Source organism: Alkalihalobacillus sp. MEB130 (assembly GCF_032335535.1).
Lineage (GTDB): Bacteria > Bacillota > Bacilli > Bacillales > Bacillaceae_D > Halalkalibacter.
Genome location: NZ_JAOANA010000014.1, coordinates 14,828 through 38,420, shown reverse-complemented (window position 1 = coordinate 38,420; position 23,593 = coordinate 14,828). Strand labels below are relative to the sequence as shown.

Annotated in this window: 24 protein-coding genes; 9 read left to right on the top strand and 15 right to left on the bottom strand. The window is 37.8% G+C overall.

The genetic code is table 11. From position 1 onward, the window contains the following. Positions 1–20 precede the first annotated feature (20 nt). From N0O92_RS14695 to N0O92_RS14685, 3 genes are all read left to right on the top strand, one after another. A complete protein-coding gene (locus N0O92_RS14695; protein WP_315615411.1) occupies positions 21–863 on the top strand; it encodes a sugar phosphate isomerase/epimerase family protein in 843 nt (280 codons plus the stop codon). A gap of 68 nt (positions 864–931) precedes the next feature. After that, the gene (locus tag N0O92_RS14690) at positions 932–2,140 is read left to right on the top strand and encodes a CaiB/BaiF CoA transferase family protein (RefSeq protein ID WP_315615410.1); all 1,209 of its coding nucleotides are present in this window, start codon (positions 932–934) and stop codon (positions 2,138–2,140) included. After that, a complete protein-coding gene (locus N0O92_RS14685; protein ID WP_315615409.1) occupies positions 2,140–3,096 on the top strand; it encodes a hydroxymethylglutaryl-CoA lyase in 957 nt (318 codons plus the stop codon). Before N0O92_RS14690 ends, N0O92_RS14685 begins: the two co-directional genes overlap by 1 nt. Positions 3,097–3,268: 172 nt before the next feature. Here the strand turns inward: N0O92_RS14685 and gdhA are convergent, their stop codons facing one another. Next, positions 3,269–4,651 (bottom strand): NADP-specific glutamate dehydrogenase, encoded by a 1,383-nt coding sequence (gdhA, locus tag N0O92_RS14680; protein ID WP_315615408.1) that lies wholly within the window; start codon positions 4,649–4,651, stop codon positions 3,269–3,271. Positions 4,652–4,825: 174 nt separating this feature from the next. Here gdhA and gltC point away from each other — a divergent pair, with 174 nt between their 5' ends. After that, positions 4,826–5,746 carry a glutamate biosynthesis transcriptional regulator GltC gene (gltC, locus tag N0O92_RS14675; RefSeq protein WP_315615407.1) on the top strand — a complete coding sequence of 307 codons (921 nt, stop codon included), beginning with the start codon at positions 4,826–4,828 and terminating at the stop codon, positions 5,744–5,746. 48 nt (positions 5,747–5,794) lie between these two features. On the opposite strand, the gene N0O92_RS14670 is transcribed toward gltC, so the two are convergent. Next, entirely contained in the window at positions 5,795–5,929 is a 135-nt protein-coding gene (locus N0O92_RS14670; protein ID WP_315615406.1) for a hypothetical protein, read from the bottom strand. 447 nt (positions 5,930–6,376) lie between these two features. Here N0O92_RS14670 and N0O92_RS14665 point away from each other — a divergent pair, with 447 nt between their 5' ends. Beyond that, positions 6,377–6,544 carry a hypothetical protein gene (locus N0O92_RS14665; RefSeq protein ID WP_315615405.1) on the top strand — a complete coding sequence of 56 codons (168 nt, stop codon included), beginning with the start codon at positions 6,377–6,379 and terminating at the stop codon, positions 6,542–6,544. 79 nt (positions 6,545–6,623) lie between these two features. Here the strand turns inward: N0O92_RS14665 and N0O92_RS14660 are convergent, their stop codons facing one another. The 6 genes from N0O92_RS14660 to pssA form a co-directional block, all read right to left on the bottom strand. Continuing rightward, positions 6,624–7,766, bottom strand: a complete 1,143-nt coding sequence (locus N0O92_RS14660) for a histidine kinase N-terminal domain-containing protein (RefSeq protein WP_315615404.1) — start codon at positions 7,764–7,766, stop codon at positions 6,624–6,626. A gap of 208 nt (positions 7,767–7,974) precedes the next feature. Continuing rightward, entirely contained in the window at positions 7,975–8,853 is an 879-nt protein-coding gene (locus N0O92_RS14655) for an SDR family oxidoreductase (RefSeq protein ID WP_315615403.1), read from the bottom strand. Between the two features lie 114 nt (positions 8,854–8,967). Beyond that, on the bottom strand, positions 8,968–10,404 hold the full coding sequence (locus tag N0O92_RS14650) for a carbon starvation CstA family protein (protein ID WP_315615502.1): 1,437 nt from the start codon (positions 10,402–10,404) through the stop codon (positions 8,968–8,970). A 192-nt stretch (positions 10,405–10,596) separates the two neighbouring features. Then, a complete protein-coding gene (locus N0O92_RS14645; RefSeq protein ID WP_315615402.1) occupies positions 10,597–11,403 on the bottom strand; it encodes a DUF2935 domain-containing protein in 807 nt (268 codons plus the stop codon). 134 nt (positions 11,404–11,537) lie between these two features. Further along, positions 11,538–11,813, bottom strand: coding sequence for an HU family DNA-binding protein (locus N0O92_RS14640; protein WP_034625140.1), 276 nt, complete (start codon positions 11,811–11,813; stop codon positions 11,538–11,540). Positions 11,814–12,088: 275 nt separating this feature from the next. Continuing rightward, positions 12,089–12,628: a CDP-diacylglycerol--serine O-phosphatidyltransferase gene (gene pssA, locus N0O92_RS14635; RefSeq protein WP_315615401.1), complete on the bottom strand. Its 540-nt coding sequence runs from the start codon at positions 12,626–12,628 to the stop codon at positions 12,089–12,091. Positions 12,629–12,775: 147 nt separating this feature from the next. Here pssA and N0O92_RS14630 point away from each other — a divergent pair, with 147 nt between their 5' ends. The 4 genes from N0O92_RS14630 (at position 12,776) to N0O92_RS14615 (ending at position 17,565) form a co-directional block, all read left to right on the top strand. Beyond that, positions 12,776–13,570, top strand: a complete 795-nt coding sequence (locus N0O92_RS14630; RefSeq protein WP_396334524.1) for a phosphatidylserine decarboxylase — start codon at positions 12,776–12,778, stop codon at positions 13,568–13,570. After that, positions 13,567–14,697, top strand: coding sequence for a CdaR family transcriptional regulator (locus N0O92_RS14625; protein WP_315615400.1), 1,131 nt, complete (start codon positions 13,567–13,569; stop codon positions 14,695–14,697). Before N0O92_RS14630 ends, N0O92_RS14625 begins: the two co-directional genes overlap by 4 nt. A 127-nt stretch (positions 14,698–14,824) precedes the next feature. Then, positions 14,825–16,237: a glycolate oxidase subunit GlcD gene (gene glcD, locus N0O92_RS14620; RefSeq protein ID WP_315615399.1), complete on the top strand. Its 1,413-nt coding sequence runs from the start codon at positions 14,825–14,827 to the stop codon at positions 16,235–16,237. After that, positions 16,234–17,565: a (Fe-S)-binding protein gene (locus N0O92_RS14615; RefSeq protein WP_315615398.1), complete on the top strand. Its 1,332-nt coding sequence runs from the start codon at positions 16,234–16,236 to the stop codon at positions 17,563–17,565. Before glcD ends, N0O92_RS14615 begins: the two co-directional genes overlap by 4 nt. A 46-nt stretch (positions 17,566–17,611) precedes the next feature. Here N0O92_RS14615 and mnhG read toward each other — a convergent pair whose 3' ends face one another. From mnhG to N0O92_RS14580, 7 genes are read right to left on the bottom strand one after another with little or no spacing between them, the layout of a single operon-like run. Continuing rightward, entirely contained in the window at positions 17,612–17,971 is a 360-nt protein-coding gene (mnhG, locus tag N0O92_RS14610; RefSeq protein ID WP_315615397.1) for a monovalent cation/H(+) antiporter subunit G, read from the bottom strand. Beyond that, the gene (locus N0O92_RS14605) at positions 17,958–18,233 is read right to left on the bottom strand and encodes a Na(+)/H(+) antiporter subunit F1 (protein ID WP_315615396.1); all 276 of its coding nucleotides are present in this window, start codon (positions 18,231–18,233) and stop codon (positions 17,958–17,960) included. Before N0O92_RS14605 ends, mnhG begins: the two co-directional genes overlap by 14 nt. Further along, complete coding sequence (locus tag N0O92_RS14600) at positions 18,233–18,709, bottom strand: Na+/H+ antiporter subunit E (protein WP_315615395.1); 477 nt, start codon at positions 18,707–18,709, stop codon at positions 18,233–18,235. The genes N0O92_RS14605 and N0O92_RS14600 overlap by 1 nt, the downstream gene beginning before the upstream one ends. 5 nt (positions 18,710–18,714) lie before the next feature. Continuing rightward, entirely contained in the window at positions 18,715–20,196 is a 1,482-nt protein-coding gene (locus tag N0O92_RS14595) for a Na+/H+ antiporter subunit D (protein WP_315615394.1), read from the bottom strand. Continuing rightward, positions 20,189–20,527, bottom strand: coding sequence for a Na(+)/H(+) antiporter subunit C (locus N0O92_RS14590; RefSeq protein ID WP_315615393.1), 339 nt, complete (start codon positions 20,525–20,527; stop codon positions 20,189–20,191). Before N0O92_RS14590 ends, N0O92_RS14595 begins: the two co-directional genes overlap by 8 nt. Then, complete coding sequence (locus tag N0O92_RS14585; protein ID WP_396334522.1) at positions 20,527–20,964, bottom strand: Na(+)/H(+) antiporter subunit B; 438 nt, start codon at positions 20,962–20,964, stop codon at positions 20,527–20,529. Before N0O92_RS14585 ends, N0O92_RS14590 begins: the two co-directional genes overlap by 1 nt. After that, entirely contained in the window at positions 20,961–23,378 is a 2,418-nt protein-coding gene (locus tag N0O92_RS14580; RefSeq protein WP_315615392.1) for a Na+/H+ antiporter subunit A, read from the bottom strand. Before N0O92_RS14580 ends, N0O92_RS14585 begins: the two co-directional genes overlap by 4 nt. Between the last annotated feature and the right edge of the window lie 215 nt (positions 23,379–23,593).

Sequence of the window (23,593 nt, the reverse complement as noted above, 5' to 3'; positions counted from 1 at the left end):
AATGGAGGTATGTGAGAAAAATGACACATGAATTTTCCATAGCTCATCTAACAGCTCTCGGGTGCACGCCGCCCGAGCTCACTTACATCGCTTCACGAGCAGGTTATGATTTTGTCAGTTTACGACCTATCTATATGGGATTGCATGATGAGCCAAACTACGCATTAGCTGAGAATAAAGAGATGTTAAGAGAAACAAAACGTGCATTTTCAGACACTGGAATTAAGCTACTAGATATTGAATTGGCTCGTATTTATGATGGTGTGGATCCAAAAAGCTATCTCCCAGCCTTTGAAGTTGCAGCAGAGCTCGGTGGACGGCATGTGCTTAGCAGTATCTGGACAGAGGATTATCATTATGCCATTGAAAAATTTGCGGAGCTTTGTGATTTAGCTAAGCCTTTTGGGCTTACGATTGAATTGGAGTTTGTTCCTATTGCGAGCGTTAAAAACTTAAAAGGTGCACTCGATGTTTTGCATACAGTAAAGAGGGAAAATGCGGGTCTTATGATTGATGCGCATCATTTTCACCGATCAGGGGATAAAATTGAGGATCTAGATTCGGTTCCTCGTGAATGGTTTCGATATTTTCATCTATGTGATGCTCCAGCTGATATCCCAAGTTCTAAAGAAGAGATGACTCGTATATTGCGTGAGGAACGTTTATATGTAGGTGAAGGAGGAATTGATATCAAGAGTATCATTCAGAGAATTCCAAAGGTTCCTTATTCAATAGAACTTCCACATAGCAAGCGATCTCAGGAATTGGGGTATGAGGAGTTTGCAAGGCGGTGTCTACAAACAGCAAAGGAGTATCTTGATACTCACTTGCAAAAGAACAAAAGGGATGATCTTCTCGCATAGCAATTCCTAATCATATAGATCTTAGAATCTTTTAAAAAAACAGTTTGAATTGAGGAGGGAGAGAGCCGATGTTTCTACCAAATCACGGACCTTTAACAGGGGTTCAAATTTTAGATATATCTACAATGATTGCAGCTCCGTTTGGTGCGACCTTATTAGCTGATTTAGGAGCAGAGGTAACCAAAGTAGAGCTTCCGGGTAAAGGAGATACTCTTCGTACCGTTGGACCTTGGAAAGGGGATGAACCTTTAAGATGGCCCGGTTTAGCACGTAATAAAAAATCAATTACACTAGATATTCGGCAAGATGAAGGGAAAGAAATTTTTAAACAACTGATAAGTAAGGTAGATATACTAATTGAAAATTTTCGTCCAGGTACATTAGAAAAATGGGGTTTAGGATATGAAGAGTTAAAGCAGGTAAATCCTAAGCTAGTGATGGTAAGGATTTCAGGATTCGGTCAAACGGGACCTTATCGAGAGAAAGCTGGCTTTGGTACACCGGGTACAGCATTCAGTGGGCACACAGCTATTCAAGGTTACCCAGATCGCCCACCTGTTAGTCCTTCTTATTCACTATTAGATTATATTACAGGTATATATGTGGCATTTGCAGCTGTCAGTGCCCTTTATCAATTAGAGAAAAATGGTGATGAAGAAGGTCAAGAAGTAGAAATGGGATTATATGAATCTATCTTTAGAATGCTAGAGTTCTTGGTAGCTGAGTATGATCAAAACGGAAAAGTAAGGGAAAGAAGTCCAGGTTTAGCAGGGCATTCGAGTCCAGCTGGAACATATGAAACAAAAGATGGTAAATATGTCGTTTTAGTTTGTAGTACAGATTCTACCTTCAATCGTTTAGCAGAAGCTATGGAAAGAACGGATATGTTAGAAGATTCCAGGTATTATACGAACTCTGAACGTTTAAAGAATGATCTCGAAGTTCAAGAAATTGTTTCAAATTGGATCAAAAAGTATACACAAAAGGACCTTCAAGAAAAATTAGATGCTTTTGGAGTACCGGTAAGTCCGATTTTAACAATCGAGGATATTTTCAATGATGCGCAATACAAGGCAAGAGAGAATATTGTTGAAGTTGACCATCCTCGTTTAGGTAAGGTGAAAGTCCCTGGTGTTGTACCTAAGTTTTCGCGTACTCCTGGTGCTATACGCCATCGTGCCCCTGAATTAGGTGAGCATAATGAAGAAATATTAGGAGGGAAGCTAGGTTTAACAGCTGATGACTTGGCTTCGTTAAAAGAGAAAGGAGTTATCTAATGGGAATGAAAGGGCTCACATTACCACAGAAAGCTATTATTTGTGAAGTAGCTCCTCGCGACGGGTTTCAAGCAGAAAACGAATGGATTCCAACGGAGCAAAAAATTGAGATAATTAAAAAGCTCGCATCAACCGGCGTACAATCGATGGAGATTACATCTTTTGTTCATCCGAAAGCGATACCACAATTGCGTGATGCAGAGGAAGTGGTAATCAAGTCTCAAGAGTTATCGGACATTAAGTTCCGGGCATTGGTTCCTAATGTAAGAGGAGCTCAACGTGCGATAGATGCAGGGATTAAAAAGTTAAAGCTCATGCTTTCTGCGACAGACTCTCATAGTCTATCAAATGCGAATTGTACAACGGAAGAAGCTCAAAAAGGATTCTCACCTATTGTTGAATTAGCAGAAAAACATGGAGTGAAGGTTGGGGGTTCCATTTCAGTCGCCTTTGGTTGTCCTTATGAAGGAGTTGTGCCACAAGAGCGAATCAATGACATTGTAACACGTTATATGAACTTGGGAATTGAGGAAGTATCGCTAGCAGATACAACTGGTATGGCTAATCCTAAACAAGTATATGATATGCTAGGTAAACTGAAAGGAATATATCCTGGTATGACCTTTTCCATGCATCTTCATAATACACGTGGAATGGCTATAGCTAATGCCATAGCGGCTTTGCAGCAAGGGGTGATTCATTTTGATAGCTCCATTGCGGGTCTAGGAGGTTGTCCTTATGCACCTGGAGCAAGTGGGAATATTGCAACCGAAGATTTAGTTCATACCTTTTCTGAAATGGGAATAGAGACGGGAATGAATCTTGATAGATTAATTCAAGTTGCAAAAGAGGTAAAAGGAATACTAGGACATGATGGAGGGAGCTTCATGCTTCAAGCAGGCCCAAATTCACACTTACATGAAAAACCGGAAGGACAAGTGAAGATAGAAGGCTAAGTGAATTAGCAAGGCTTTCAAAAAAAATATCACTTATGGAGGAAAGTGAGTGAGTATAGCCTAATCTAACCCTTTTTTTGATTAGGGGCTGGTGATATGGCTATCACTCTTCACATTGATTAAATCAAAAAACAGGGCTTACTTATGATAGTAAGCCCTGTTTTTTTTGGAACTAAATAACTCCTTGTGCAATCATAGCATCTGCTACTTTTTTAAATCCAGCGATATTTGCCCCAACTACAAGGTTTCCAGGAGCATTGTACTCATTTGCAGCATTGATGCTATTTGTATAAATGTTTTTCATGATTTCTTGAAGTTTAGTATCAACTTCATCAAGTGTCCAAGAAAGTCTCATACTATTTTGAGCCATTTCTAATGCTGAAACAGCGACTCCGCCTGCATTAACAGCTTTAGCTGGACCGAAAAGTACTTTCTTTTCATGGAAAATGCTTATGGCTTCTAACGTTGAAGGCATGTTTGCTCCTTCTCCTACAGCAATGACTCCATTGGATACTAAAAGTTTAGCAGCTATTTCATCGATTTCGTTTTGAGTAGCACAAGGTAAAGCGATATCGCAAGGAATCGACCAAATACCTGAGCATCCTGAATGATATTGAGCGTTAGGGTGTTCTTCAACATATTCACTAATTCTCTTACCTTCAACTTCTTTTAACCTTTTTACTGTTTCAAGGTTAATTCCTTGCTCATCATAAATGTATCCACTTGAATCACTACATGCCACAACCTTAGCGCCTAGCTGATGAGCTTTTTCGATAGCATAGATCGAAACATTTCCAGAACCTGAAACGACTACTGTACTTCCTTTAAATCCACGGCCTGAATCGCGTAGCATTTCTTCGACGAAATAAACAGTTCCATATCCAGTAGCTTCTTTTCTACCTAGGCTTCCACCATAATTTAGCCCTTTTCCTGTAAGAACGCCAGCTTCGTATGCACCTCGAATTTTTTTATATTGTCCAAACATATATCCGATTTCTCTGGCACCTACTCCGATATCACCAGCAGGAACGTCAACATCAGGACCAATATATTTAGAGAGCTCACTCATAAAGCTTTGAGTAAATCGCATAATCTCTCTGTCCGATTTTCCTTTCGGATCAAAGTCGGAGCCACCTTTGCCACCACCGATTGGTTGACCAGTTAGGGAATTTTTGAAAATTTGTTCAAAACCTAGGAACTTAACAATGCTTGCATTTACTGATGGGTGGAAGCGAAGTCCTCCTTTGTATGGACCAATTGCGCTATTAAACTGGACACGAAACCCACGGTTTACTCGAACCGTTCCTTGATCATCAATCCAAGGTATTTGAAAGCTGATTACGCGTTCCGGCTCAACCATTCTCTCAAGAATGCCATGTTCCATATACTTTGGGTTTTCAACTAGCACAGGTACTAAAGAATCAAACACTTCTTTAACAGCCTGATGAAATTCACTTTCATTTGGATTGCGTTTTTTTACTAGTTCATAAACTTCCGCTACATAACTTTCTACAATCTGTGTTTCTACATGTTGGTGTTGTACTAAAGTTGTCATGTTTCCCTCCTGCTTTGTTAAAAATAATCATGTAAAGTTTTATGCAAATTACTGAGTTTTCTAATATTATTTGTTAGATTTTCTAATATGGTATATCTTATTATTAATAACTAATCGAAACAATATGTAAATTAGATAATCTTAATGCCAAGTTGAGATTGAAAAGGTGATTATATGGAACTGAGACAAATTAGATATTTTATGGAAGTAGCAAAAAGAGAGCATGTTACAGAGGCAGCAGATGCGTTACACGTAGCACAATCAGCGGTGAGTCGGCAAATTGCTAACTTAGAATCAGAATTAGGAGTCGATTTATTTATAAGGGAAGGTAGAAGAGTGAAGGTAACGCCAATTGGAAAAATGTTTCTAGAACGTATGAAACAAGCAATGAATGTAATTGATAATGCACGGCTTGAAGTAGAAGAATACTTAGACCCGGAACAAGGGACAATCCGAATTGCATTCCCAATTAGTATGGCAGCTTATACTCTTCCAAGTGCCATAGTTGCATTTCGAGAGCAGTATCCCAATGCTAAATTTCAACTGAAGCAAGCGACTTATTATGAGCTCATAAAAGGCGTTATAAATGGGGATTTCAATATGGCATTAATTGGGCCAGTACCGACTGAGAAGAAAAAGGTGAAAAGTAAAATATTATTTACGGAGAGTGTGGTTGCCTTACTACCTCTTAATCATCCTTTAGCGGACAGAGAATTTTTAACTATGAAAGAGCTTCGCAACGAACCTTTTATCTTATTACCTAAAGGATTTATTTTACGAGACCTTATTGTGCAAGCTTGTATTCAATCTGGATTTGATCCAAACATATCATTTGAGGGAGATGATATTGACGCGTTAAAAGGGTTAGTATCAGCAGGTCTAGGTATAACATTAATACCAGAAATTACGTTAGTTGAAAATCTACCGCATGCAACGGTGAAAATACCCATTGTAGAACCATCTGTAACTCGTACAGTGGGAATCCTTGTACCAAGTGAACGGCAATTACTTCCAACAGAAAAGTTATTTTATGAGTTCTTGCTTGGATTTTACAAAAGTAAAGATTTAATGAATAAAACGAAAGAACATCAATGAGATAATGTATAACTATACAAAATTGAGAATTTAAATAATGTAAGTAGGCTATGACAGATCCTTCTCTTCATCTACTTTTTCTTGAAGCCAGGTTAGAAAAATGATTTCTTCTTTTGTTAGTTTCCTGTTTAACTTTTCCTCCACTTCAAATTTTAGTTCATCTAGAGTTTGTTTCATTAACAATGTAATTCCCCCTTTTTATATGAATATATGTCAAGTTTTGGCATAATTCAAGCTTTTTTTAAGCGTTTTCAGTATTGTGTTTTGTTCAGCTTATTTCAAATTGTATTTAACGAAAAGTGGTTGCATGATTTGTAGTGAACTAGTCAAATGCCTTCTAGGGAACAAGTGAGATCTAGAAGGCACTTTTTTGATTGGGACACTTCTTATTAAGGAAAGATTCGAAAGTACTTTAGTTATTTTTTTACTATCATATCAATTCGATATGAATTCCATCTTTTATTTATATTGATAAGATTGATTGTGAATCTTAAACTACATATAGCAACAAAATAAAATAACAAGTTATTTTTTTAAAAGTAAAAGACTGATCAACCTAACCAAATTATGTAATTAAAAGAAAGAATATTCAAAATAAAGAGAATAGTAGGAAAGGGAGTATGAAAAGATATGAAGAGTAAATGGGATCAATGGCAAAAGCAGGTTATTCATGAAGAATACGTAGAACCGGAATTAGATGAGGCATCGTTGAAGAAAAGAATGGAGGAAGTAAATAAAAAGTATTATGCATTTCGAAGCGATATGAAACGTGTCTCAAAATTAAAAGTGACAAACTAATCACCTATCGCTAAAGCAATAAATAATTATAGTTAACAAAGGAGCTCATTCATTCGAGCTCCTTTATTAATATAATTTTTTAAGTGCTAAGAGAGGTATTTAGTGGAAGTTGGATATAAAAGGTAGTTAGAGATTCATCAGAATAATAAGTTAGGTTACCTGAATGTTTCTCGATAATCTTTTTACAAACAAATAACCCAATACCTGTACCAAGTTCTTTTGTTGTATAGAATGGCTCGAATATGGTCTCTTGGACATTGACAGGGATCATCGGTCCATTATTAGCGACTTCGATAATTACTTGATCCTCTTTTTCATAGCACTTAATATAAATCTTTCGAGACGCGTTTCTTTGTTGGACTGCATCAATTGAATTAAACAATACGTTTAAAAATACTTGTTTTAGTTCATCTTTGTGAGCATTGATAAAAATACAATCATCGAACTCGGTTGTAATTTGAACATCAGAATCGATAATACTAGGATAAAGTAATTCGAGAATGGTTTCTAGTAATTGACTTACCTTAACTTGTTCTTTTGGTTGATCAACGAGACTCATTTTCGATGTATGCAAAAATTGTGTAATTCGAAATTTTAATTGGTCTAATTCTAGTTCAATAATGTCTAGGTATTTTAAATTTGGATATTCTGTTCTTAAAATTTTATTGAAACCGATTATAGAGGTTAATGGGTTTCGAAATTCATGTACAAAACTTGAAGACATTTGACCTAAGATGGTTAATTTGTCGTTATGAGATTGATTAATGAATACGTTCTTTTCCTCAAGCTCTGCATTTTTTATTTCTGTATATCTTGTTACTGCAAAATAGCAGAACCGGTCAAATTGAGCATTAATTTTATTAATGATGGAGTTTAACGGTTCCCCGGTAATATCTGACTTAAGAACAAATGTTATAAGGATACTTCTACCAATATTCACATTGTAGACAAAATCCCCTATGTTAATGTTAGCGTCTACTCGTTCCTGAGCGACTTTATAGGCTAGTTTTTGAACTTCCGTATCCGAAATAGTGTCTAGCAATGTTTTTTTTATAAGAACGTACATGAAATAGCCGTTTTCTTTTACTTTCTCTTTATGAATATCGTTTTGCTCTAAAATAATTTGTTCTTGCCAAAGTGTTAGAAATTCGGGTTCGTGATTTTCTAAGAACTCAATTAATGTTAGAGAAATGCAATTTTGTAAGGAGGGGTTAAGGGACATTCATTTTCACCACTTTTCTAAAAAATGCACCATGTTGAAGCAATGGATGGTACATTGTAAAATTAGACAATTTCTGTGTTTATCCTTTGTTATTTTTAAATTTTTTGAAATTATATGTTAGATTTCATCATCCTATGTAAAAGGGGTTACCCGAAAAAGGATAAACACCCTTTTCGAATAACCCCTGTTGCACGTTCGCTTTTTCAAATTATCCGTTAATAACTTCTCCACCGTTCACGTGTAGTACCTGACCTGTCACATAGGAAGAATCATCTGAAGCGAGGTAAACGTAACTAGGAGCTAGCTCTGCAGGTTGTCCAGGTCTGCCCATTGGAGTGGTCGTTCCAAATGTTGCAACTTGATCAGCTGGAAAAGAAGCAGGAATAAGTGGCGTCCAAATGGGGCCTGGGGCAACAGCATTTACTCGTATGCCTTTAGAGACAATACTTTGAGATAGTGAGCGTGTTAAGGCAACCATGGCTCCTTTTGTTGATGCATAATCCATTAGTACTGGGTTGCCTTTGTACGCAACAATAGAAGCTGTATTAATAATTGTACTTCCTTGTTTTAAATGGGGCATAGCAGCTTTTATAAAGTGAAAGCATGAGAAGATATTGGTTTTAAATGTACGTTCGAGTTGTTCGACTGATATATCCTCAATGTTTTCTTGATAGTATTGTTCAGCTGCATTGTTAATTAAACAATCTAATGCCCCGTAGGTTGTTATTGTTTGTTCAATCGCTTTTTGGCAAAACGCTTCCTCACCAATATCACCTGCTAGTAAGAGGCACTTGCCACCGTACTTTTCCACTTCCTCTTTTGTTTGTGTTGCATCTTCTGTTTCCTCAAGATAAACAAGACTTACGTTGGCTCCTTCTTTGGCAAACGCTATCGCTACGGCTCGTCCAATTCCACTATCTCCGCCAGTTATAAGAGCAACCTTTTTGGCAAGTTTTCCCGTTCCCTTATAATTTGGATCATCATAAACAGGTAAAGGATTCATCTGACTTTCAATTCCTGGTTGATGGTTTTGAGATTGAGCAGGTTGTCCTTCTGTCTGTTTTGATTGAATATCACTAAATTTCAACAAGATCCCTCCTCAGAAAAAATCATTATTAGATTGCGCTATGAGAAGGGAAATTAATCAAGAGTTGAAAAAGAGTGCCTAAGGTTGATCTAAACCTTAGGCACTCTTTAACAGTTAAGCTACATTGCTAGCAGAAGAGTCAAGCGATTGACGATGGGCTTTTCTAACTTTGTTTGCATACCATAATGCAACAACTAGGGTAATGGCGCCACCAATAGCTAATGAAACGCTATAAGGAAGAGAGAAGCCTTCTGGCGCATATAGGAAGTAAGTTGAAACAACGGCTGTCATAAATAATGCTGGGATTCCGCAAATCCAATGAAATTTACGATTTTCTAATAGGTACATGGCCGCTGTCCATAACATAACGGTAGCCACTAACTGATTTGTTCCACCAACGTACCTCCATAGAAACGTATAATCAATCGTTGATAACCAAAATGCAGGAATTGTTACAGGAATGGTAGCAAGTAAAATTCCTTTTAATCCACGAACTTTTAAAAATTTCTCAACGAGTTCTAATACCATCATTCGTGAAGAACGTAAGGCTGTATCTCCAGTTGTGATAGGAAGAATGATAACTCCAAGAATAGCTAGAATTCCCCCAAGAGTCCCTAGTAATGTTGTGGAGATCTCGTTTACAACTCCAGAAGGTCCACCAGCGGCTAAAGCTTCCTGTAAGCCACCTGTTCCGCCAAAGAAAGTCATTCCAGCTGCAGCCCAAATAAGGGCAATAACACCTTCTGCCACCATGGCTCCGTAGAAAACTTTTCGGCCATGTGACTCACGTTTAATCGTACGAGCTAGAATAGGACTTTGTGTACTATGGAAACCAGAAATAGCTCCACATGAAATAGTAACCATTAATAAAGGCCAAATTGGTAAATCTCCAGGATGTAAGTTAGCGAACGTAAGGTTTGGAATGGAATGATCTGAAACTAGCAAAGAGATTCCAATTGATACGGCCATAAAAATTAAAATGGCACCGAAAATAGGATAGATGCGTCCAATAACACGATTTACCGGTAATACAGCTGCAACTAAAAAATAAGCAAAAATAAGAACAAGTGCTAATGTAAATGAAAGTGGTGTTAAAGTAGCAATTAATTGAGCAGGTCCTGCTGTGAAGGCTGCCGCCACAAGAACCATTAATACTATTGAAACAACATTAATCATCACGCGCATGGTGTTCCCTAAATAACGTCCAACAAGACTAGGGAATTGAGCTCCATTATGACGCAAAGAAAGCATTCCAGAAAAATAATCATGAACAGCTCCAGCGAAAAGACATCCAATAACGATCCAGATGAATGCTACTGGACCATATAACGCACCAGCTACCGCTCCGAAAATAGGTCCAAGACCAGCAATGTTTAATAATTGAATTAAGCTAGCCTTCCACCAAGGCATTGGTGTGTAATCAATCGCATCAGAGTTTGTATAAGCAGGTGTCTTGTTTTGGTCATTAATGCCAAAAATTCTTTCTACCACTTTGGAATAAATAAAATAACCACCAACAAGAAACGCAATCGCGAAAAGAAAAGTTACCATAATCATGAATCCTCCAATTGTCTGAAAAATCTAAGTATACGTATTGTAACTATTTCTTACATACGAATCAATATATTTTTCTGAAAAAACATTAAATTCACTATATTAAAACGGTTACATAGGAAAAGTGTGAATTCTTTATGCTCTGAAAAATAAAAAATGGGCGACCTTATAAAAAGGTCGCCCGTAATCTTATTCCTTGGATCTAGGCTTGGTTGGGTCACAATCGTGGGATTCGAGTTGAGCTGATTGAGCTAGTTTTTCTAAGTAATAACATTCTTCACGAGCCATGTGATCAGCCATTAGTTGATCGAGAGTTCCTAATAGCTTGTTTGTCATTTCTAATTCCTCAAGTTCACGTAAGAAGTTTTTGAATAGAATGAGCTCAAGTTTCACATGATGATTAAAACGGTCTAAAGCTGGGAACTGATCAACGTTCGCCCGTAAATAACCAGCCATTTCAACAGCCTTGATATAATATTGTTCAAATCTTTCCGTAAAAGCTTCGCTCTTTTCTTGTAGTTGCTTCTCAACTAAATCGAGGGAATCTGTTATTCCACCAGCATGGCCCGCAGCATCGAGCAGCCAAACTAAATGGTGGTGAAGGGGATGAGTAATCGGAGGCTCCTGTTGCTCCATTAAGTACGGTAAGATTCTTAAGTATTCGTCTACTTCATTAACCATGTGATTTAAAAAAGTTGGAGAAAGTTCAATCGTAACATCACCAACTAAATGCTCATGAATAATGTCTAACTTAAATACTCGAATGGCTTGTGCTTGCTCATGGGCCCGCTCAGTCAACTGCTGTAATTGTTCTATAGAAATAGTTTGACGGCTCATTTCGAGCAGCGTATCAAACGTTTCAATGAATTGAACAGCTCTATTAACTAACTCTGTTTCGGTTGGAGAGAGTGTATCGCGAATAAATCTGGCATGATCGCCTAACACTTGTAGCCAAAATCGATGTTCAAATAGTGCATTCTGATAAAAGTTATTCAATGAATATACCCTCCTTAAATAAACCTTATTCAGAATCACTCTATGTTGAAAGTAAGGGTAATATTATCAAAGAATCGAATTCACTCTAAACTAAAAAAACGATGAGAGCTTGTCTCATCGTTTTTGTAATCAGCTTATTCGTTTACAGCGTCTTTAAGTTGTTTACCTGGTTTGAATGCTGGATTCTTTGTAGCAGGAATTTCAATTTCTTGGCCAGTTTGTGGATTACGTCCTTTACGTGCAGAACGCTCACGTACTTCGAAGCTACCAAAGCCAACAAGTTGAACTTTTCCACCTTCAACAAGCGCTGTAGTAATGCTGTCGAATACTGCGTCTACTGCTTTTGACGCATCCTTTTTAGAAAGGTCTGCTTGCTCCGATACTGCATTAATTAAATCTGTTTTGTTCATTGAAAAAAACTCCCTTTCATACCTTGATTTGAAAAACGCTTCACCTTATGTATGAAGTGTTCATTCTTCATTTTTAATAACTGTCATTTTCGACAAGCTAAAAATAATGCCGCAACTTTATTTAATAATGAAACCCTAGAGGTGTCAAGACTTTCGGCTGAAATAAAAGAATATTATCCCATATTTTTCACATTTTTTGACATGAATCCTTCATTTTTTTGAATGTCTACGCAAATATTGTAAAAAAATAAGAGGGGACCGATTGGGTCCACCTCTTACATTTTTCGTACTGTAAAAGAAGAAATCATAAGAATAGCTAATACAAGAGTAATAATCATAAAGTAAAATGCAGAAATATATGGTACTAATAGAAGCTGGAATGTTAAGATACATCCGGCAGCTGTTATGGGTAAACCGACAAAATAGCCTGTACTTTCCATAACGTTAAAACGGGCTAGTCTAATGGCACCACATGCAATAAAGAAAATGGTTACAAACATACCTGGTAAACCGAAACTAAATAAAATTGCCTGGTATAATAAAAACGCAGGTGCAACTCCAAATGATATAATATCACTTAAGGAGTCTAACTGTTTGCCAAACTCAGAGGTGCTGTTAAAGCGCCTTGCCGCAGCTCCGTCTAATCGATCCGTTAGAGCAGCGATTGTAATAAACAGAAGACCTAACCGTAATTCATTTTGTAAAATAAACATAATAGCAAAAGCACCTAAACCTAAATTTAAAAGGGTGAGAGCATTCGCAATTTGCCCTTTTAACTTTTTGACGGTATGATCCAATTGATGTAAAAGGAACATTTCATCGACTCCTTGCATGAATTTATGCAACACATAGTAACTAAGTAAAGTAACCTTCTTAAATAATAATCATACCATACGTTCAGGAACTAAACTAGATAACAAAATATGTTTGCAATTGTTTTAAAGAAATTGGGGGAAATTATTTTGAAAAAAATGCTCTTTCGTTCATGTATCGAACTTACAAATCATCGTCTTACTTCATCTGCGTTAAAACGTTTTTCAAGATCTAAAGTGAGCAAGCCACTAATCAAACCATTTGCAAGTACTTTTGGATTAAATGAAGCGGAGATGAAAAGGCCACTACATGAGTATGCTCATTTGCATGATTTATTTATTCGAGAATTAAAGTCTGAAGTACGTCCAATTGATCAACAAGCACAAAGTATTATAAGCCCGGTTGATGGAATCGTTGCTCAACATGGAGACCTGACTCAAGGAACGACCTTTCACGTGAAAGGACAAGACTATAATATTGAAGAGATGTTAGGCTCTTCTCAAGTCTCACAACCTTACTATAATGGTTATTATCTTATCTTATACCTTAGTCCGAGTCATTATCACAGAATTCACAGTCCAGTTGATGGAATGATTACTCGACAATGGAAACTCGGGAGCTTATCTTATCCAGTTAATTCAGTAGGATTACGTTATGGAAAAAGGCCGCTGTCGCGAAATTACCGGGTTATTACTGAATTTGATGTAGAAGGAAGTCGTGTTGCCTTAGTCAAAGTAGGGGCTATGAATATCAATACAATCGAACTTACTCATAAAGGTATGCATTTGAAAAAAGGAGAAGAAATGGCCTATTTTTCTTTCGGATCCACAGTTGTTCTTCTTTTTGAACAAGGATTAATTAGTCAATCAGATATTGAAGCAAATAGTGAGGTGAAAGTAGGAGAGCCAATCGCCTACCTTCGTAAAGCAGGTGGAGCAATGTGAGATTGCTTCGACATATTGCGCAACGAATTGTGAATGAGGTATCGAAAGTTATTGAAGAAGAGGTCATTGTTATGAATGATGAGGGAGTTATTATTGCAGCTAGTGATTCTAGTCGTGTTGGCTCCTTTCATCAAGTAGGAAAAGAAGTAGTATTACATGGAAAAAAACAAATGATTACAGAAGGTGATAGCAAGAAATATAAAGGCGTCAAGATGGGCTTGAATTTACCGATTCACTTTCAAAGAAATGTGATCGGAGTAATTGGAATTACAGGGTCGCATCCAACAACAGTTCGGTACGGCGAATTAATCCAACGTATGACCGAACTTATCATTCAAGAGGCTTTTGCAGCGGAACGACTCGATTCAAAGTTAAGAGGTCTAGAAACATTTGTATATGAATGGCTTCATGCAAAAACGTTATCAGAAGAATTTATAGAACGAGGCGAAATATTAGGGATTCAGATGAATGAGCCGAGATATTGCGTGTTAGTTCAACTAGATGAAGAGTCTAAAGAGCTTAATGAAACCTTGTTAGAGCAAGATATGATTCAAAGAGTTCGAGCACTGCTTCCTAACGAGGAAAAGGATATTCTTGTAAGATGGGGCAATGGTCGATTTGTACTCCTTGTATCAGCAAAGGTACATACAGAGAAGGAATTGTATCATGCACTAGAGCGGCTGCATAAAGGATTAGAAAAAACACATTCCATTAGATGTAGGTCAGGAATTAGTCGGGTTCATCATGATCCTGTGAGTTTTTCTACAGCTTATCATGAAGCAAAGCAAGCTCTGAATGTTAAAATGAAAGAAGAAACAGTTATCTTTTACCAATCACTAACACTAGAAATTGCTCTTACTGAGGTTTCTTCAGGTACGAGGAAGAAATTGATTACAGAAGTGTTAGGAAAGTTATTGGACGAACCGGAATTATTAGAGACGTTGGAAGTATATCTAAATCATCAATTATCTGTTAAAGAAGCCGCCAAATCACTTCATATCCATATCAATACGCTGCATTATAGGTTAAAACGAATTCAGGATTTATCAGGATGTCATTTAAAAGAAACGAAAGAACTTGTTACGTTATTTTTGGCTTTATGGTATTACAGAACGTTAGATGAATAAACAAAAAAAACTTTAGAAAACGCTTTTATTTTGTGTTTTTACACATAGGATAAAGGGGTTCTTTTTTTTATACTTAAAAGTATGAAAGAGGCGGTTTTCCCTCAAAAGGCAGGAGAGTGATATATAAATGCTAGATAAACTAGTGAAACAAAAGCTTATATCTATAGTGGGTAAAGACAATTTTTTTGATTCTGAAGAAGACTTGGTTGTTTATTCTTACGATGCAACACCAAATTTTCAAGCCATGCCAGATGCGGTAATTAGACCGAGACAAACAAAAGAAATACAAGAAATCGTAAAAATATGCAACGAATTTAAAGTACCGATTGTTCCTAGAGGTTCTGGAACGAATCTTTGTGCAGGAACTTGTCCGCTTGAAGGTGGTATTGTTTTATTGTTTACGCATATGAATAACATTCTTGAAATTGATGAAGAGAACTTAACTGTTACGGTCCAGCCTGGTGTCATTACGCTAGATTTAATTAACGCAGTGGAGGAGAAAGGATTATTCTATCCACCTGATCCAAGCTCGATGAAAATATCAACAATTGGTGGAAATATTAATGAGAATTCCGGAGGCTTGCGAGGATTAAAATATGGAGTAACTCGAGATTATGTTATGGGACTTGAAGTTGTCCTACCAAATGGGGAAGTGATTCGAACAGGAGGAAAACTAGCAAAGGATGTTGCGGGATATGATTTTACTAGATTGATGGTTGGGTCAGAAGGGACATTAGGTGTGATCACAGAGGCGATTTTGAAGCTTATTCCTATACCTGAGACAAAGAAAACGATGCTCGCTTTATTTGATAATTTAGAAGGAGCTGGGGCGGCTGTACAATCTATTATTTCTAATAAAATTATTCCAGCGACACTTGAATTCTTGGATCAAGGTACATTAGAAGTGGTTGAAGATTTCGCTAAGATCGGACTGCCTACAGAGGTAGGAGCGGTTCTTTTAATTGAGCAGGATGGCCCACGTGAAATTGTAGAACGAGATATGAAGAAAATGGCTGAAATATGCGAGCAATCCCATGCTCTTTCGATACAAGTTGCCCAAACGGTAGAAGAGGGACTAGCGTTAACGACAGCTCGTCGTGCTGCTCTTTCCGCACTCGCTAGAAAGAAGCCAACGACCATTTTAGAAGATGCTACAGTGCCACGTTCGAAAATAGCAGAAATGGTTCAAGCTATTAATGAAATAGCTCAAAAATATGAAGTGGAAATTTGCACATTTGGTCATGCCGGTGATGGCAATTTACATCCAACCTGTATGACTGATGCAAGAGACGTTGATGAAATTCATCGTGTAGAGGAAGCTTTTGCCGAGATTTTTGCAAAAGCAATTGATTTAGGAGGCACGATCACTGGTGAGCATGGGGTTGGAGTTATGAAGTCGCCATACCTGGCTTGGAAGCTTGGAGAAGAGGGAGTTAGTGCTATGAAAACCCTTAAATTTGCCTTTGATCCACACAACATTATGAACCCTGGCAAAATGTTTGCAAAAGAAACAAAAAAGAGGGTGGTGGTTCAAAAATGACAACAATGAAACAAAAACAACATGAAGCCATTACGGAAGAGTTTAAAGAGCGGATGGACTATGATGAATTGATGAACTGCATGCGTTGTGGATTTTGTTTGCCTTCTTGTCCGACGTACGGTGAAACAGGACAAAAGGAAGCTGCTTCACCACGAGGACGAATCGCATTAATGAAGGCAGTTGTCGATGGAGGAAAGGCTCCTGATGAAGATTTTGAACGTCAATTGAATCTATGTCTAGGTTGCCGGGCTTGCGAACCAGCGTGTCCTTCAGGTGTGAAGTATGGTCATCTCCTTGAAGAGGCACGTGACATATTAAACAAGCACAAAAAACATAGCTTACCAGTGAAAGTTCTCAGGTATTCTGTCTTTAGTGGGCTCTTTCCTTTTCAAAATCGAATGAGGAATGTAAATGGGATGCTATGGCTCTACCAACAATCTGGAGTTCAAAAAGTCGTACAAAAAACGAAAGTGTTGAATTTGCTACCTGGAAACCTTGCTACAATGGAGAAGATTCTTCCTGTCGTACCTTCACCAAAAGAAATGAAGCACCGTCCTACCCATATTAAGCCAGAAGGACAAGTGAAAAAAAAGGTTGCTTTTTTCTCGGGATGCCTAATGGACACGATGTTCATGAAGACCAATGATGCTACGCTCTTTCTTCTGGAGAAAGCAGGCTGTGAAATTGTGATACCAGAGGCGCAAAATTGTTGTGGTGCTCTTCATGCTCATTCTGGTGAGAAGGAACAAGCACGGCAGTTAGCAAAAAGAAATATCGAAGCATTTGAAAGGGCAGAAGTTGACTATATTATTTCAAATGCAGGTGGTTGTGGAGCATTATTAATTGAGTATGATCATCTATTGAAAGATGAGCCCGATTGGCATAACCGTGCACAAGCTTTTTCTAAAAAAGTGAAAGATATTTCTGCTGTCTTATTAGAAGTAGGCTTACCAAGAATGAAGTTACCAGAACAAACCATTACGTATCAGGATTCTTGTCATCTTCGAAATGTTATGAATGCAGGAGGCCCGCCACGACAGCTTCTACAGATGATAGAAGGGATACAGTATAAAGAAATGAAGAATTCTGATCGTTGCTGCGGTTCTGCAGGAGTTTATAATATGATTCAACCTGAAATGTCTACACAAATTATTGATGAAAAAATGAGTGATGTCAAAGTAACAGAAGCAACGACCATTGTTACAGCAAACCCGGGATGTTTATTGCAAATGAAGTTAGGAGTGGAACGAGAAGGGTTAACGAACACAGTTCGTTCAGTTCATATTGTTGATTTGTTAGCAGAAGCCGTTCAATACGGTGAAGAATAAGAAGCAAAAGACCCGATGATTTCTATCATCGGGTCTTTTGTCGAAACTATTGTGGCTCATTTAATTTTTTCTCATACATTTTCTTTAAATCGTCTTGACCACTTTTCTCCCAAAGTGGAACTCCTGTACGATATGCAGCTCTGGCAACCATTAAGGCAGCAACTGGTGCTGTTAAGAAAACGAACAAGATAGCAAGTAGAATTTTTCCGGCAAATATTCCTTCGACTAATAGAAAGAACAAGAAGGTTGCTACCATGATCGAAATCACACCGAGGGTTGCGCTTTTCGTTGCTGCATGCGTTCGTCCATACACATCAGGGAATCGAATTAAACCGATTGAGCCGAGTAGGCTAAGAAAAGCTCCGGTAATGATAAAGATGCTTAAAATAATCTCAATCGCGTTCAAATACAACACCCCTTTCAATGAACTTCGATAAAGCAATCGTACCAATAAAAGCTAGAATACTAATGACAAGAATGACTTCTGAATAAGCTAAAGTTTCTTGAACGATCATTAGGATTCCGATAAAACCAATAAGGTTAATTCCAAAAGCATCTAGAGCAACAATTCGATCTGGCATCGTAGGCCCAATAACGGTACGAATGAAGCAGACGAATAATGACAGCGACATGACTGCTAGCACAATCATTAAGATCGTATGAAACATTACTTCGTCACCTCCAAAATCGCACGTTCAAATGTATTGTGAATTTGACGAATCATTTCTTCTTTATCCGGTACATGGATAGAGTGAATGTAAATGTATTTATTATCATCCGAAAAATCCATAGACAAAGTTCCAGGTGTTAAGGAAATGAGGGAAGCTAATAACGTTAACTCCCATTCTGTTTCAAGCTTTGTAGGGACTTCAATAATACCTGGTTGGATATCTAACTTCGGACTAAGCACAATTTTAATAACATCAATGTTAGCCATAATTAACTCTTTAAAGAAGAGCAATGTCAATTTGATAAACGCCCAAACACGACGGAAATAGAAATCAAACTGCAAAAATCTCCGCAATACAAATAGGATAAAAATCCCGATTACATAACCAACTAGAAAATCAACACCAGTATAGCTGTTTTGTAGGAAGGCCCAGATGAGCGCAATGAAAATGTTTAATAATATTTGAAAGGCCATAGCAACTACTCCTTTAGAACTGATTCGATATAAATCGATGGGTCTAGGATTTGTTCTGCCACTTGTAATGAGTAAAGAAAGATCGGTTCTGCAGCGAACCCTAAGATGATCGTAAGCGCCACAAGTGGAACAATTGGCAATAATAATTTACCAACTTTGATTTTTGCTTGTTCCTCAGTATGTTTTTGCTCACCCCAGAACGCATAGATGAAAATTTTCATCATAGAGAAAAGGGTTAAGAGTCCAACCGCAAGAGCGACAGCTGCTATTACATAATTTCCTTCTTCAAAACCAGCTAATATGATTGGAAATTTACTAAAGAATCCACTTAAAGGAGGGATTCCTGCTAATGAGATAGCTGATATGAAAAACATCCAAGCGAGATATGGATGAGTTTTAAGCAATCCACCCATTTTTTTCAAATCAGTTGTCCCGGTTATTTTTTGAGTAGCCCCAGCGAATAAGAACAAGGCTGATTTAACAATAATATGGTGAGCAATGTAATAGATTGCCCCAGCCACTGCAAGTGTTGAATAGATGCCAAGCCCCATCACCATGTATCCAACCTGACTGATGATGTGGTAAGAAAGAATACGTTTAAAATCAAATTGAGATACGGCACCAAGTACCCCAAAGATCATTGTAAACCCAGCAATCGTGACTATGAGATAGTGGGTAAACCCTGGATCATGTGTAAAAATGAGTGTGAAAGAGCGAATAATCGCGTAAATTCCCACTTTTGTTAGTAGACCACCGAATAACGCTGCAATAGCTGCAGGTGGACCATAGTACGAACGTGGAAGCCAGAAATAAAGTGGGAATAATCCACCCTTCATCGCAAAGACAACAAAGAATAAAACTGCAATTACATTTAATACTCCAACTTGTTCTAATTCCCCTACTCGCTCAGCAATCTGAGCCATGTTTAATGTTCCTGTTACAGCGTAAATATAGGACACACCAACAATAAACAAGATCGAAGCAAAAACGTTAATAGCTACATATTTAAATGACTCTCTTAATTGATATTTCGTTCCGCCCATAACGATCAGGATATAGGAAGAAATAAGCATGACTTCAAAAAAGACGAACAAGTTAAATAAATCACCTGTTAGAAATGCTCCGTTTACCCCAGCTAGTAAGAAGAAGTAAAACGGGTAGAAAAAGAATTTTTCACGTTCTGATGAGATCGTTTGAAAAGCAAAGAATAAACAAACGACTCCCACGATACTACATAAGATCACCATCATGGTAGCGAACATATCGGCAACAAGCACAATACCAAACGGTGCTGGCCAGTTCCCGAGTTCAAGAACGGTAATTCCATTTTGATAAACAAAGACTGCTATATAAATAGAGACAATGAGCATACCAATAGCTGTAATTCCGCTGATTACTCGTTGAATCGTATGCTGGTGCCTAAATAATATTAAAATGGTCCCAATAATAAATGGGATAAGAACTGGTAATATAATTAAGTTATTCATCAGCAGATCCCCTCAATTGGTCTAAATCATCTGTCTTGTGTTCTTTGTATGTGCGATAGGCGAGAACAAGCAAGAAAGACGTGACCCCAAAACTAATTACAATCGCTGTAAGGATAAGAGCCTGCGGCAGCGGATCCGCGTAGGCTTCTGATCCTAAGCTTAACAATGGTGGTGTTCCTCTTTGCAAACCAGCCATTGTTAATAATAATAGATGAGCTCCATGTGACATGAGGATCAATCCTAAAACAACGCGCAATAAGCTTTTTGTTAAAATCATATAAGTTCCGACCATAAAGAGGACCCCAACAACGATGGACATTAATATTTCCATTATGCATCATCCTCCGCAATCGTAAGAATCGTAATTAGAGCAATAGCCACAACGACTAGATAGACACCTAAGTCAAAAGGTAGGGCTGTTGTTAATTCTGTTTCGCCTAAAATAGGCAATTGATAATATTCAAAGAACTGAGTTAAAAAAGGATAACCAAACAACATACTAGATACACCCGTTGCAATAGCAATTAATAGTCCTACTGCAATAATGGCGGTATAGTCAAATGGCAATGCCTTTTTCATGCTCTTCATATCAAAACCAAGGTACATTAATAGAAGAGCACAAGCTGTCATTAATCCCCCAATAAATCCTCCGCCGGGATTGTTATGTCCGGCGAAGAATAAATATACCGAGAAGGCGAGAATGATGAAGGTGACAACTCTCGTCAGCGTATGAAGCATTAATTCATTTGATTTGATTTGTTTCTTCACACATCTTCCCTCCCTGTCATTCTTAATTTAATGAGAGCGACTACTCCAAGAGCGGCAATCCCAAGTACGAGTACTTCGAGCAAGGTATCAAGTCCACGGAAGTCAACTAGTATGACGTTTACCATGTTGTACCCACCAGCTAATTCTTTTGAATTCTGGATAAAGTACTCGGAAATCGATTCAAACCCAGCTTCATTCCCAAGTGCTGATGCACTAAGGGCAATAAGGGTAACGAGGCTACCAACTGCAATAGAGATAATTAAATTTACTATGTTAAAACGTGGTTTAAACGACTCTTTGCGTAGCTCAGGTAAGTGGTAGAACACAAGCATAAAGAGAACAACCGTTACCGTTTCAACTAATAATTGAGTCAACGCTAAGTCAGGTGCACGGAACACAACAAAGAATAATGCTAGTAGGAAACCGATGACACCAACAACAATGACCGCTGTAATACGATGATTGATGAATGGCATGACTAACGTTGCTCCAATGAAGACAATAACTAAAATCCACATGAATGGATCAATCCCCGTTACATTAACCGTATCAATAGCAAAGACGTTGTAACGATACATTGTATAACCAAATAGCAAAATCATGAAGACGGACATATACACGAAGTAATCGCGTAACAATCCTGTCATTTGGATACGTGTAGCAAATTGTGATCCACTAATCAATCCAGTAAGAGAATGATCATAGAACCAGTTGAGAGGATCTCTTTCTCTTAAATAGAAAGCCATCTGTGACCATTTTCTCATCATTAAGAAAATGAACGTCCCAACTAAGATAACGCCAATAGTCATAAATAGCTCTGCATTGAAACCATGCCAGTGATAAATGTTCACATAAAATCTATCCTCTGCACCTAATAAATTAGGCAAAATAGATGCCATGGCTGGTTCGATCAGCGTGTAAGCTAGCAGATTCGGGAACAAACCAAAGATGACAACTAAAGAACCTAAAACAATTGGACTAATCAACATTCCAATTGGTGCTTCGTGAACATGCTTCACATCAAGCTTTTCAGGTTGGAACTTACCTGTGAAAGTTTTAAAGAACATAATCATACAGTAAACAAATGTAAATACACTCGCAATCCAAGCGAGGATTGGGAAGAGCATTCCCCAAGTTTGCATGTTAAAGATGTCTAATTCAGTTGAGTTCAAAACACCTGTAAAAAACATCTCTTTACTTAAGAAACCGTTAAATGGAGGCAAGCCTGCCATTGAAGCTAAACCAATTAACGAAATCGTAAATGTGACAGGCATAATAGTCATTAAGCCGCCTAACTTACGAATGTCTCTCGTTCCAGTTTCATGGTCAATGATACCTGCTGTCATAAACAAGCTACCTTTAAATGTTGCATGATTAATTAAATGAAATACAGCAGCGAGAATAGCGGTTGTGTAAATGGTCTCTGATCCATATCCGTAATACAGCGAAGCTGAACCAAGACCTAATAAACACATGATTAATCCTAGCTGACTGATAGTTGAGAACGCGAGAATGGCTTTCAGGTCTTTTTGGCGTACGGCAGAAATCGATCCCCAACATAGGGTGACAATTCCGAATGCGGATAAGATCCAGAACCATTCAGCAGACCCTCCAAAAACTGGAGTAAGACGAGCTACTAAATAAATTCCTGCTTTAACCATCGTTGCAGAGTGAAGGTAAGCACTAACAGGTGTAGGTGCTTCCATTGCATCTGGCAACCAAATATGAAACGGAAATTGCGCTGATTTTGTAAAGGCTCCGAGCAAAATCAGTAACATAGCTGGTAAGAAGAGCGCACTTGTTGTCACTAAATCTACATTCGCGATAATCTCACGAATGCTAAATGTCCCTGTCATTACATACATGAGGCAGAAACCACCAAGCATGGATAAACCACCGAATACGGTAATGAGCATAGACTTTTGGGCACCATACGTAGATTTTTCACGATGGAACCAATAACTGATTAATAGAGAAGAAGCTAAACTCGTTAATTCCCAAAAAACATACAGGACGATTAGGTTATCCGATAAAACAACCCCAAGCATGGCTCCCATGAACATTAACAAGTAAACATAAAAGTTGTTCAAGCTCTCCGTTTTCTTAGATAGATAATAGATCGAATACAGGATAACCAATGTTCCGATCCCTGTTATCAGAAGAAGAAACAGTAAGCTTAGTCCATCCAGATAGACAGTAAAATTAATCCCAAGAGATGGAACCCAAGGGACGGTATGCTCAACAACCCCTCCTGCAGACGTTATCGGCAAATACTGGATGAAATAAATAAATAAGACGAGCGGGAGTACAAGGACAAACCACCCCGTATGTATGGGTCTTACGTACTTATACAAAAAAGGGATCAATATGGCTAACAAAAATGGGGAGATTGTAGCCCAATGTAAAACCGTCAAATCACATACCTCCTTTTTTTACTTATAACATTATTAATTTGTGCAAAACTCCTTTTTTTACCATGAAACTTTCTTGCCAATGTACACAATTCTCAAGACTAAATAAAAGTATAACCTACTTTTTGAACGTGTGCATCCGTGACGCATTTAGCTTTTCCGGATTTCTAAGAACTTATTAAATATGTAGAAATAAGAAAAAAAAGCTAAAAAAATTT